The 12,508-nt window shown below is 35.2% G+C and carries 12 protein-coding genes; 9 read left to right on the top strand and 3 right to left on the bottom strand.

The window, feature by feature from the left end; translation table 11 throughout:
* Both G9G57_RS17520 and G9G57_RS17515 read left to right on the top strand, forming a co-directional pair.
* The coding region (locus G9G57_RS17520; RefSeq protein ID WP_164965327.1) for an IS3 family transposase at positions 1–301 on the top strand (301 nt) is incomplete at its 5' end.
* Positions 298–861 carry a DDE-type integrase/transposase/recombinase gene (locus G9G57_RS17515; protein WP_164965326.1) on the top strand — a complete coding sequence of 188 codons (564 nt, stop codon included), beginning with the start codon at positions 298–300 and terminating at the stop codon, positions 859–861. The genes G9G57_RS17520 and G9G57_RS17515, both read left to right, overlap by 4 nt.
* 1,030 nt (positions 862–1,891) lie before the next feature.
* Here the strand turns inward: G9G57_RS17515 and G9G57_RS17510 are convergent.
* The 3 genes from G9G57_RS17510 to G9G57_RS26435 form a co-directional block, all read right to left on the bottom strand.
* Positions 1,892–2,128, bottom strand: coding sequence for an acyl carrier protein (locus G9G57_RS17510; protein WP_164965325.1), 237 nt, complete (start codon positions 2,126–2,128; stop codon positions 1,892–1,894).
* Positions 2,129–2,167: 39 nt separating this feature from the next.
* A complete protein-coding gene (loaP, locus tag G9G57_RS17505; RefSeq protein ID WP_164965324.1) occupies positions 2,168–3,013 on the bottom strand; it encodes an antiterminator LoaP in 846 nt (281 codons plus the stop codon).
* Between the two features lie 1,494 nt (positions 3,014–4,507).
* Complete coding sequence (locus G9G57_RS26435; RefSeq protein WP_446724833.1) at positions 4,508–4,777, bottom strand: FAD:protein FMN transferase; 270 nt, start codon at positions 4,775–4,777, stop codon at positions 4,508–4,510.
* A gap of 192 nt (positions 4,778–4,969) precedes the next feature.
* Between G9G57_RS26435 and G9G57_RS17495 the strand changes: the two genes are divergently transcribed.
* The 7 genes from G9G57_RS17495 to G9G57_RS17470 all read left to right on the top strand — a co-directional run bounded on the left by G9G57_RS17495 (position 4,970) and on the right by G9G57_RS17470 (position 12,488).
* The gene (locus G9G57_RS17495) at positions 4,970–5,374 is read left to right on the top strand and encodes a hypothetical protein (RefSeq protein WP_238799315.1); all 405 of its coding nucleotides are present in this window, start codon (positions 4,970–4,972) and stop codon (positions 5,372–5,374) included.
* A 1-nt stretch (position 5,375) separates the two neighbouring features.
* Positions 5,376–5,612, top strand: a complete 237-nt coding sequence (locus tag G9G57_RS25955) for a hypothetical protein (RefSeq protein ID WP_238799314.1) — start codon at positions 5,376–5,378, stop codon at positions 5,610–5,612.
* A gap of 177 nt (positions 5,613–5,789) precedes the next feature.
* Entirely contained in the window at positions 5,790–6,233 is a 444-nt protein-coding gene (locus tag G9G57_RS25950; protein WP_238799313.1) for a hypothetical protein, read from the top strand.
* A 394-nt stretch (positions 6,234–6,627) separates the two neighbouring features.
* Positions 6,628–7,239 (top strand): helix-turn-helix domain-containing protein, encoded by a 612-nt coding sequence (locus G9G57_RS25945; RefSeq protein ID WP_238799312.1) that lies wholly within the window; start codon positions 6,628–6,630, stop codon positions 7,237–7,239.
* A gap of 505 nt (positions 7,240–7,744) precedes the next feature.
* Positions 7,745–7,993, top strand: a complete 249-nt coding sequence (locus tag G9G57_RS17480; RefSeq protein WP_164965323.1) for a phosphopantetheine-binding protein — start codon at positions 7,745–7,747, stop codon at positions 7,991–7,993.
* Positions 7,994–8,019: 26 nt separating this feature from the next.
* Positions 8,020–9,279 carry a diaminopimelate decarboxylase family protein gene (locus G9G57_RS17475; RefSeq protein WP_164965322.1) on the top strand — a complete coding sequence of 420 codons (1,260 nt, stop codon included), beginning with the start codon at positions 8,020–8,022 and terminating at the stop codon, positions 9,277–9,279.
* Between the two features lie 29 nt (positions 9,280–9,308).
* On the top strand, positions 9,309–12,488 hold the full coding sequence (locus G9G57_RS17470) for a non-ribosomal peptide synthetase (protein ID WP_164965321.1): 3,180 nt from the start codon (positions 9,309–9,311) through the stop codon (positions 12,486–12,488).
* The last annotated feature ends 20 nt before the right edge of the window (positions 12,489–12,508 follow it).

The raw sequence follows: 12,508 nt of genomic DNA, 5'->3' as shown, positions 1-12,508 counted from the left end.
GAAAGAAGCAAGGTTTGAAATTATTGAGGGAATGCGAACACGATATTCGTTGAAATGGTTACTTGAAATAGCCCATGTATCTCGGGCAGGATATTATAAATGGAGAAAGATTCAGCAAACAGCCCAGCAACGTAAGCAAGAGGAAGAGCACCTAGAAACGCATATGTTGTCGATCCACCGGATTCACCCCTATTTTGGTTATCTGCGTATGACCGTTGCTTTACGTAGAGAAGGAATCTTGGTCAACCACAAAAAGGTGTACCGTCTAATGAAGAAATTGGGAATCCGTTCTGTCATTTGAGAGAAGCGGCGCTTTTTCGGCAAACAGGCATCTGTGGTAAATGCCAACCGATTAGATCGACAATTTCAGGCAGATTCTCCGTTATCCAAGCTGGTTACCGATATTACATACATACATTACGAGCTGGAGAGCGGTTTGTATATCTCTCTGTCATTCAAGATCTGTTTAACAATGAAATTGTAGCTTGTTCGGAACGAAATGACCTTGCTCTAGTTAGCGAGACGCTAGATGTTCTAAGTAAGAACGTGAATATGGAGGGTGTCATTCTCCATTCAGACCAGGGGTTTCAGTATACCCCCAAGCCGTTTAACCGCAAATTTAAGCGGCTTGGAGTGCTTGGAAGCCATTCAAGGCGTGGAAATTGTCTAGACAATGCCTGTATAGAATCCTTCTTTTCTCATCTTAAAACAGAGAAGATTTATTTAACGAAACCCGAAACCCTAGCGAAGGTAGAACAACACGTACGGGAGTACATTTCATTTTATAATGAAAATATATTTCAGAAAAAAAAATTAAACAACCGTTCCTCGATTGAATACCGAGAAACGGTTGCGGCTTAAAGATATCTTTTTAGTTCTGTCTACTTGACAGGGGTATGACCAGGTTTTTGTCAACTACAAGAATGGATCTCTTGTTTACCCTAGGCATATGGTTTGTTTTGAGATTTTTATTTTGAAAGTTGAGTCATTACTTTGGCTCTACACAAAGGTTAGTGCTTGAGGTTTCAAGCCATTTTTATTAGAGCCTGTAGCGTGCAAGGTTGCACTCCACCAAAAGCCCTAGGACATACAGTTTTTGGTTAATTGCCTATGTTGGAAAGCTTTAATTGGGTTACTCCTACCTTTCACCGTAGCATTAGTCCAGCGGCAGCGATGGTAATCCACAATCTCCTGCGGCCAATTTCGAATAGTTTTTAGTCAAGTGACTATAGCCTGATGACACAGTCGTTCTCCTTGCTTAATCCAACGGTCTAACCAACGATTTGCTGTTCTGGTATCTGGCGAATAATCGTACCAGTTTCCAAAGGCTTCTTTCCAGGCATATGCATAATGAAGTAAGGGAGTGTGTTAAATATTTCCTTTAATGTATCTATTTATCAGGTTGTAAAGAGTCTACTGCAAATTCAGTAGCACATGTTCGACCTTTAGATTTCCTGTTGCTCTTGGAGATAAGGCACATTGTATCGTTTTTCCTACATCTTGAAGGACTTCTACAACATAGCGATGGACATGAAATCAATCTGCAATTCGAATGGTATCCGTAAAGCATTCAGCTATCTAGGTATGACTAATATGTAGCCAGATCCATCACCATCTCTTTGGGACGAAGAGATAAAAACGCTGGGTTTCCGACTATAGGCTCGAAGTTCCTAGAGCTTGCGTCTCGGGATATCTAGTAGCGTTTCGCTTTTGAGTTATGGAATACCGTATCCTTTTCGGATCTCAAAATCATCCACGCCTAGCACAAGATTCACGGTGCAAGCTACGTCTTTCCATACTTGTGCATGGAATGGACTCACTTTTTTCAGTTAGCCATTGTTGCTGGTTGGTTTGGATCGTTTGTTTGTCCACTTATATGTCTTTTTTGCTATTAAGCTTGGCTCTTGGCTCTAACATATTTAATAATATCCTCAATTGTAGAAAATAGTTCATATTTAAGATTATTATCATCAAATTTAATTTCGAAATATTCCTCTAGTCTTACTATAATTTTAATAAAAGATAATGAATTAAGTCCAGAGTATAATAGTTCTTTTTCAGTTATAATAACCTCGTCCACTTCAAGAGTTTGAGCTATTATTTTTCTTACTTGTTCTTCAACAAACATCAAATCCTATCCCATTTAGTTTGTGAAATTTTAGTATAGTTAGCAACTATCTTGATTCAAATCCCCTATGTTGTATTCATTTTGAAGACAATATATAATTTTATCTATACTGCTCCAATTTTCCAACGACATACAATTATCAGAAACTTTAATATCTAGTTCTGACTCCAATTTGAGAATAAATTGGATGAATAATAATGAGTTTATTCCATTATTAATTAATTTGTTTTCAATAATTGTATTTTTTGAACACTGTAAAACTTCTCTAATTAACAATTCTATTCTTTTTCTAAGCTCTATACTTTCATCGTTTCTCTTTTTTAAAATATTTATAGTTGGACATTCTAATTCAAAGCCGACATCAACCCACTTCTCTCCACCCATAAAATTGACAGAAAGCTTGGCTCTCCTCTTTCGTTTGTCTATTTTTTTAATACGTTCTTCCATTCCAACTAGAGGTCCTGATAAAATAGACAATTTTTCATTGTTAAATCCAAATAAAGAATAATCCATTATATCACTCTCATAACCAATAAATGGTTTAATCTGACTTATTTCTTCATCAGGTATGTGTTGAAAGAAAATCTCTTCATCTAAATAAGGTTGATTATATTGAGTATCCTTAATATTAGAATAATTTAAAAATGAACGAATATTAGGCAGCTTCATAATATTGTGATAGACACTAAAACTCATCTTAGTCTGGAGAAGGATGTAACCAGGAAACATCATTTTTACAATGTTAGAGAATTGTCCGTTTTTTTTCTCTGGTACAATTCTCTTGGGGACATAACACTTACAATGAGTATTTTTAAAGTATTTTTGAATAGATTTTTTGACTTCCTCTTCTTTTCCAGTTTTCACAAATAAAGCATACCATTTCATAGTATACGCCCCTTGATCCAATTATGATAGTTTATCATTAGACTAGTTATCTTAAAAAAATATGACAAAAAAGAAGGACATTCTAAAATTAAGTGTTGAACACTTCAAATTGTTAATTGATGTCAGTTGCATTTAACTAGAAATCTAGCTTGGTAACAGATTCTATTGCACGTAAAATAGTGCCAAACTTTAATATCGCTGTGGAGTCCCTTTACAATTTTATTCGTGAAACGACGATCTTTTCCATCCAGAGGCACATCATTCTCAGAGTGTTTCTAATAGCGTTAGGATCCAATTTTTCACTTTGTTCTAGTCAGCTTGCAAAACATAAACCGGCAACGATGATACGGGTTGAATGTTCATAACACACTGTAAAAGATTTTTTTAACTCCTGTACACTTCATAACAGTGAGTGTGCAGTAAGTTCTCTAACTGAACTTTGCTATTTTCAGACAGTTGATCAATAGACGGGTTGAGAAGATAATAAATCTTTAAGATTGATTTGGCCTTGAAATAACAGCGTGTGCTGAACAGATTTATGCACGGCTTAGATACTTTCAAACGTATATCCAGGGAATCGATCTGTTATATAGATCGAATTTGGGAAATATTCATGAATCCACTTGTGATAAGTCAGAGCAAGATCTATGACTACTTTCTTAGGCTTTAGCACGAGAAATTCTCAAATAGCTATTTTATGTTCAGTCAGCAGGTTTATCGCCGTTTCTCCTCGTAAATTATGAACACCTATATTGAATATATACCCCTTTTAAAGTTATCGACTCCAAGCAGCAAACTAAAGAAACTTTGCTTTATTCCAGACTTTTTTGGTTAATTTCAGAAGAGCATTCTGATGCATCTGTTGTACTGGCAGGAGATACTAAATTCTTGCGCTATATGCTTCACGATCCGACTTTGAAAGTTCAAATTCACTGTTGTTTAGTTTTAACAAAGTCAAAGGCTTAAACAAATCGAATATTGTAGCATGCGCGTGTTAATTGTAGAAAAGGATATCAAGATAACTCTTTCTGCCAAAAACAATCTGGTACCGGATTTTTCATAGTTTTTTTCCATCATGTTTACAGTTATATGGAGTTGAAGATGGGATAAGGGCAGGAACAACTTCTACATGAACATCCGTTTCTGACTGGGATAAGTTGTGAATTCCTAGCTCTGATAATCCGGGTAATGATATACTGCATATCCTTTTCATTTGTTTGACAGGACTAACGGATGTTTAACCAAATTTATTCACTTAAATTTACCAATCCTAATTTTAGTTTGAGTCCTAATTTTATGCTCTTATCTAATAATACAATATAAGAAGTAATTTAATTGTCGAATGGTGTCACAACTAAAATGAATTATTTACTATGTAATGAGTTGAGTTAAGAAACATAATTTACAATAATAAAAATCAATGATGAGTACCTTATGGATAATTGAGGATCTTTTTCGTATTATTGGGTCGTGCCTGAAAAGGTCATTACTAAGTCAATTTGAAAACTCTTGTATGTCTATAATAAAATACGCTTCGACATTATCCAGAGAATCGATGTAAGCGAGCTCGTCTTTAACTCCCATTAGAAAAGCTCCTTTATCTAACGCTTCTCCATTCTTACTAATGATCGTTACACTTTCAACTCCGCATTGTGCTGGGGCACCGGCACTCGGGTCTAGAATATGATGATATCTTACACCGTCTTTAATAAAAAAAGGCTCATAAGTACCAGAGGAATTAATGACTTGATTTTTTAACTGGATTGTTCTATTTATGTTATTCTTTTCTTGTCAGGATTCTGGATACCAATATTTTAATAACTTCCATTTATTTTTGTTCCAATCGCAGTAATACTGCTGTCGCCAAGCAAGCCAATTCTGTGGCACCATTTATGTTCATTTTGGCATCAAGGTCGTCAGGATATCGTTGATGTTTGTCATCGTTTGCGGAGTTACATGATCACTGAGAAGCTAGGTGATGAAACGGTAGCATTGATTCGTCCAAGAAAAGAAGGAATTCGTGTACATGGTCCTGAGCATTGGACAGGTGGTATACTTTATGAGAATTTAGGGTTAAAGGCTTCTGCATTTGTGAAGGAGATCAAAGATGATATCTCCGTTGAAATTTCCATGGAGAAAGTTGCTGATATCGGAGCAGATCACTATTTCTTGTTATCGGATGAATTGTTTGCCAAAGAGGCAGAGGTTCTAGCGAGTAGTCCAATTTGGCAATCCCTTGATGCAGTCAAAAATAACCACGCATATGACGTAGATTCAACGCTTTGGATTGCTTATTATGGTCCTATTGCTATCAATATTATTGTAGATCAAGCTGCGGAAGCGTTGCTAGGATCGAATTAAGGTGGACAACTATCTGTCTACTGTTTTGTGGAAGGAATTAGTAGAGGATTATGATCTGTGGCTTGATAAGCCACCTGAGGATAACATCCGTACAGTTGCTCTGAGGCAGTTGCATGAAGAAGCAACATGCCACGAATATGTAAGCTTGCTTAAGGAATATATTGCTGCGCCTGATATGCAGGTTACTGCTTCTATGCTCGCTAAGCGGATCGCTATCTGTGGACTGCACCGTTTCTAACTGCCATGACCTTCCATAATGTTAAAGTTTCCTTTGATTTAAATAATAGCTTCCTGTATCATCCAACCTCCACAGCGGAAAGGGGGGGCGCATTTTCCTTTTCTAGCACTGAATGGACTTCGGGTACAAGCTGCTTTAGACGATAGGAAAATGTGCCGACAAGAGGTTGTAAAAGAGATGTTTGCGGTTCAGCTTGCACCGTTGCTACACACACTTGCTTCCATTTTCCCTGTCTCCAAGGCGGTGCTGTGGGAAAATATTATGGTACGTATTGCCCCACTATATTCGAGTAGAACGGAGGAATCCGATCAAGAAAGACAACGACTGCAAGCAGATTTTGTTTATCTAACCCAAATAGCGCCTAGGGATTTGCTTGGGGAAAGACGTAATCCATTGACCCGATTTACAGAAGACAAAGCTGTGCCTCCAGTTGCAAAAAGCAAGCGCATCACATGCTGCTTTTATTACCAGATGTTAGGCGAATATTGCATAAGGTGTCCGAAGATTGACAGTGAGAATAACTCTCAAACAGTAACATTTTTACCTTTGCTAAGGGAATACAAGCAAACCGAGTTAGTTACATTAGTTCGTTTAGCAGAGGATGCTATTGTCAGGAGATGAGAGAAATGCCGCCGTAAGAACATGCAAGTTTATGGAGTAATACAGCAATCAAGATGCTTGACACGCACAGCGGTACTTTGTCGGCTGGAAGTGAGATGAGTGAAATTGAATTGACAGAAAATCTATTGTTGCTGGCAGGTGGCGGAGAAGGAGAGCTTGTGATGAATGGTGAGGTTTTCCATATCCAAGCTTCTTTTGCTTGTCATATAGTCAAGGGATCATCATTTACTTTGACTGCTGGATTAGAAAACATTCATTACATTGTAATGATTTATAAGATTTTTTCAATGCTGGATGTTAACCCTATTTTGTTTTCAAATTATAATCAGCCGCTATACACCTCATTTGTACAGCATCCTGTGATTCAGGGGGGCTGTATCAGTCAGCGGAAAAGATGGTTTCCAAATGGAACCGAGGTGAAGGGATCGAACGTTTCCATGTCAATACATTGTTACAAGGAATGCTTTATGAGCTTTTTCAGGAGTACGAACGTAGTCAGGGTAGCCCAGTGCCTGACATGGTGGATGTTGTTGCTACTTATATTGCGGGGCATTATCGTCAGGAATTGGAGCTTAAAGGGTTAGCCGCCCTTGGGGGATGTAGCGTAAGACAGTTGCAGCGAAGGTTCAAACAACTAAAGCTGCTTGCCCCAATGGAATATGTGATCCAGCTACGGATGGAGAGCGCAGCGCGAATGCTACGTCACACGGAGTCTCCCATTGGCGAAGTGGCTGAAAGAACGGGTTACCGCGACACGTATTATTTTAGCAGGGCGTTTAAGAAATATTATGGTGTCCCCCCACAGATCTATAGGCGTAATACCGTTTCCAATCCTGATGCCTCCTCCGTGTATACCTTGCTACAAAACCGCTTTGCTTCTTCGTATCAGTCGTCGCAAGGAATGGTAATCTGTCATATGCGAGGGAGATATGGTGGTACCACTGCTCCGCTGTGTATTGCTGTACTTGATATTCAATATGCTGACCATTTGCTTGCGAAGCAGTGAGGTCATATTCATCCATAACGAGTGTTCTGGATTTCCTGTTTTTATAGATTTGACTATCCGTTTTTGAATTGACTGTAAGTATATGTCGTGGCTGACTTAATAGATTTTTTATACAAGTTCTTATTTTGTCAATAAAAATTCATATTTGGAAAATAAAGAATTAATTTGTATTGTAGTCTGTTTTATTATGTGTTAATGTAAATTTATTAATGTATTTATTAATGCTTAAATAAACAAATAATATAGTTAGAAGAAAATATTATTTGTTCAAATAACATTTAATCGTTGTTTCGGCACGTTAGATGTACTATTATACTGAAGCCGTTATTGTAGTGCAGAGTCTCTGCATGATCGGGCGAAGCATGTGCATTAATAAATATAATATAGGATTTATTGCCATTTTTGTATAGTGACTTTGTTCATAAAGGACAGAGGACATATAAAAATGGCTTTTATTTTTGTTTAGAAAAATATTTAAAAAATAATTTTATTAGGGGCAATAGTTGTGGAAATTAGAAAAAAAGTAATCAAATTGATTACAGATAATCTTGAGACTGAAAATGTTAAGAAAAATGTAATCAATGAAGATGATTTAAGCCAAATGGGTATTAATTCAATTGTTTTTATTCAATTAGTGGTAGCTTTAGAAAATGAATTTGGGATTGAGTTTGAAGTTGAAGCCTTGGATTATAAGAAATTCACTTCTCTAGATTTAATTTGCAGCTATATAGAACAAAAATTAAAAAATAACTGAGATGAAAAAGTAAAGGAGTTTCAAGAGTGAGTGAAAAAAACTTGCCGTTTACCTCTGAGCAACTTGAATATATAATCCGAGATTTTCCTACCCCATTTCATATATATGACGAGCAGTCTATCATTGTAACTGCACAAGCAATTAATAATGCGTTTTCGTGGTGCGAGGGGTTTAAACAGTTTTTTGCCGTAAAAGCGACACCAAATCCTAGTATACTCAAAATATTAAGTCGCCAAGGGTTTGGAGCAGATTGCTCATCTTTACCTGAACTTATGATAGCTGAAAAATGTGGAGTGTATGGTAAAAACATTATGTTTACGTCTAATAATACTCCGAAAGAAGAGTATAAAAAGGCAATGGAATTAGGTGCAATAATTAATATAGACGATATCTCGCATATTAAGCTTTTAGAGGAAGAGTTAGGACTTCCAGACTTAATGTGCTTAAGATATAACCCAGGTCAAATTAAAAGTGGAAATACCTTCTTGGGCGAACCTGAGAATTCTAAGTTTGGTATGACTAAAGCACAACTTTTTGAAGGTTATCGGATGCTCAAAGAGAAAGGAGTTTCAAGATTTGGTTTGCATACAATGATTTCAACACAAGTATTAGATGCCAATTATTTTGTTGACACAGCAAGGCGACTTTTTGAGCTGGTCATTGAAATATCTTCAGAATGTAATATTCAATTTGAATTTGTTAATATCGGAGGTGGAATAGGGATACCATATAGTCTTGATGAAAAGGCTGTGGATATTCATTCAGTAGGCTACGGTATTAAAAGAGCATATGAGAAAGTTATATTAGCTAATAATTATCCTACTATTAAAATCTATACTGAGTTTGGTCGAGTTGTGACTGGACCTTCAGGATATTTTGTATCCAAAGTACTTCACAAAAAAAAAACATATAAGCAATACATTGGTGTTGATGCTTCAATGGCAAATCTTATGAGAATCGGTATGTATGGCTTGTATCATTATATAACCGTTATGGGCAAGGAACATTTACCGACAAATATGACATATGATATCACAGGTTCTTTGTGTGAAAACAATGATAGATTCGCAATAAACCGAAAGTTACCAGAGATTGAAGTGGGTGACACGATAGTTATTCATGATACAGGTGCTCATGGGTTTGCTATGGGCTTTAACTATAATGGAAAACTTAGGAGTAAAGAGCTTCTTCTAAGACCTAATGGTGAGGTTATTCAGATACGACGCGCTGAAACAGTGGATGATTACTTTTCTACTTTAAATTTCAATGTACTATCAAAATTATAAATAGGTAGGATAAAAAGGAGGAATGAGGAATGGTCAAAACCATAAAAAAAATAGAAAAAGAAAATATTGAAGATATTATTGCGTTAACACCTATGCAAGAAGGGCTATTATATCATTATATTAAGGATGATGATAGTAATCAGTATTTTCAACAGTTAAGTATAAAAATCACTGGCAAATTAGATGCTGAAAATTTTGATAAATCATGGAATATCGTTGTTCAATTGAATGAACTGTTAAGAACTGTTTATAGATGGGAAGGTGTAGAGACCCATTTGCAGATTGTTTTACGTGAGCATGCACCTGATATAAGATTTGTGGATTTTTCAACAAAAGATGAAAATCTAATTCCTTCACTAATGGAAAATTTAAAGCGGGCAGATAAAAATGAGCATTTTGACCTTAGAGAAGTTCCTTTTAGAGTAACGTTATGTAAGCTGTCAGAGAATGCACATGAAATGATTATAAGCAATCATCATATTATATTTGATGGTTGGAGTACTGGAATTTTATTAAAGGAATTTACTAGTATTTATGAAGGTTTAATTGAAGGAAGTACATATATTCCTCCTCAAAAAAACAAATTCAAAAATTTTGTGAAATGGGTTCAGAATCAAGACTCTGCTATAAGTAATACTTATTGGAGAACTTACTTGAAAGAACTAAGCACCAAGACACAACTTGCAGTGAATAAAAACTTGAAAAGTGGTACGAGGTCTATCAAGGATTATATATTTAACATTGATAAAACTAAATTAGATATTTTTTTGCGCGAGAATAAGATAACATTAGCAACGTTGGTATATGTTACATGGGGAATACTTCTTCAAAAATATGTTGATCATGAAGATGTTCTTTTTGGTGTTACTGTGTCAGGAAGAAGTGCCAATATAGCTGATATTGAAAACATAGTAGGTCTTTTCATAAATACGGTACCTTTGAGAATTAAAAATAGTTCAGAAGATGAGATACTGAATTTGCTTTATCAAGTACAAAATGAAATACAACAAAGAGAAGGTTACGATAATACGCCTATTGTGGATATAAAGGAGTGTAGCGAGTTTCATAATCAAGATGAACTGTTTGATTCTATCGTAGTTGTTGAGAACTATCCACTTGATACCCAACAATTTGGTATTAAAGAAAAACTAACATTTGATTCGTATTCCATGCATGAGGTGAATAACTTTAATCTTACCGTAGGTGTAGAATTATGGCAGGAGCAGATTGAAATATGCCTTAGCTATGATGAAGAAATATTTAATTATGATTTTATAAAAAGATTAGCACAGCATTTTGAAAATATACTGCAAACTATAATTCATACACCACATTCAAAAGTAAGAGACATTGAAATGTTATCTCCGTTAGAGAAAAAACAAATATTATATGAATTTAATAATACAACAATGGATTATCCAAAGGATAAAACAATACACAAGCTATTCGAGGAGCAAGTAGAACAAGGACCTAATCATGTAGCTCTAGTATTTGTTAATAAGCACATCACGTATACTGAGTTAAATGAAAAAGCTAACCAACTAGCAAGATTTTTAGTCAATACGGGCATAAAGAGAAATGATGTAATAGGGATTATGGCAGAACGCTCAGTTGAGATGATTATCAGTATTTTAGCCACCTTAAAGGCAGGCGCAGCTTATCTTCCAATAGGGCTTGAGCAACCAAAAAAGAGAAAAGAATATATGATTCAAAATAGCGGTGCTAGCCTGCTACTTACTCAAAAGCATTTAATTGAAGTGAATAACAATGTGGTAGGGGATTTCCCTGAAGAGAAGATTATATGTAGTGATGATATGAAAATATATGTTGGGGATCGAAGTAATCTGAATTTGAACAGTAATCCTGATGATCTTGTTAATGTGATTTATACCTCTGGGACAACTGGTAACCCTAAAGGGGTAATGGTGTCACATTCTAATTTAGTATTGTATATGGAATCGTTATTTAATTTATATGAAACAACTTCTAATGACACAGTTATCCAACTAGTTCCGTTCTCGTTTGATTTATTTGGAGAAGAACTGTTTCAAGCACTTTTAAAAGGTGGAAAGTTTGTAATCCCTCAAGAACATGAGGCAAAGGATGTCCATAAGCTATATGAACTAATTGTAAGCAATAAGGTGAGTGTAGTAAGCTGTTCTCCCCTTCTATTAAATGAATTTAACAAGTTTCCGCCAATGAGCAGTGTGAAAAACTTTGTCAGCGGTGGAGATGTTTTAAAGCAAGAATATATTTCTAACCTATTAAAATATGCCAATGTATATAATGGCTATGGTCCTACTGAAGCCACTATTGGAGCAACTCATTATAAAATTAAAAATGAATTTGAGAATAACATATGTATTGGAAAACCAATGAAAAATTATAGAGTGTATATATTGGATGAAAATAGAAATTTACTACCAATTGGTGTACCAGGGGAGTTATATATAAGTGGTAAAGGCGTAACCAAAGGCTATATTAATAATAGGAAGATTACTGAGGAAAAATTTGTAGAGGATTACTTCTTTCCGGGCAGTAAAATGTACAGAACAGGAGACTTAGCTAAGTGGAGAAATGATGGGAATGTTGAATATCTATCGAGAATTGATCAGCAGATTAAGATAAGAGGTTTTAGAATAGAGCCAAGTGAGATAGAGAACCAGTTAAGGCAATATAACAGTATAAGAGAAGCAACAGTCATTGCAAATGAAGACAAGCAAGGGAATAAATATCTTTGTGCATTTATTATTTCTAATATTGAGGTAGAACCAAGAAATTTAAAGGCATTTTTGTTGAAAACGCTACCAGAATACATGGTACCTGTTCAGTTTATTCAATTGGAGGAAATCCCTGCTACTACAAATGGGAAGATTGATAAAAATAAACTATCAGAAATGTCATTAGCTAAGTATGAAAATAGAACAAAGATTGTTGAACCAAGAGATGATATGGAAAAAGATATTTTAGAAGTTTGGAAAAACGTTTTGAAAAGAGATGAAATTAGTATTGAAGATGATTTTTTTGAGATAGGCGGAGATTCATTAAAATTAACTAGTATCTATTCAATATTAAATAAGAAATTCTCATGCAACATCAGCATACAGGATTTATTTGACTATAGGACAATAGATACATTAGCTAAATTAGTTAAGGAAAGATTAGGATATCTGGAAGATAAAAATGAAATAAATAATATTGAATTTTAAAATAGATGCATTGTTTGAAC

The organism is Paenibacillus sp. EKM211P (assembly GCF_011066175.1).
Classification (GTDB): domain Bacteria; phylum Bacillota; class Bacilli; order Paenibacillales; family Paenibacillaceae; genus Paenibacillus; species Paenibacillus polymyxa.
Note: the sequence above shows the minus strand (reverse complement) of the source record. Positions and strands in the feature narration are given on the sequence as shown.

Coding starts and splice junctions, on each gene's coding strand:
- G9G57_RS17510 (WP_164965325.1), bottom strand. CDS start 2,128: ATGTTTGTTGAAGAACAAGTAAGAAAAATAATAGCTCAAACTCTTGAA.
- loaP (WP_164965324.1), bottom strand. CDS start 3,013: ATGAAATGGTATGCTTTATTTGTGAAAACTGGAAAAGAAGAGGAAGTC.
- G9G57_RS17495 (WP_238799315.1), top strand. CDS start 4,970: ATGATCACTGAGAAGCTAGGTGATGAAACGGTAGCATTGATTCGTCCA.
- G9G57_RS25950 (WP_238799313.1), top strand. CDS start 5,790: ATGTTTGCGGTTCAGCTTGCACCGTTGCTACACACACTTGCTTCCATT.
- G9G57_RS25945 (WP_238799312.1), top strand. CDS start 6,628: ATGGTTTCCAAATGGAACCGAGGTGAAGGGATCGAACGTTTCCATGTC.
- G9G57_RS17470 (WP_164965321.1), top strand. CDS start 9,309: ATGGTCAAAACCATAAAAAAAATAGAAAAAGAAAATATTGAAGATATT.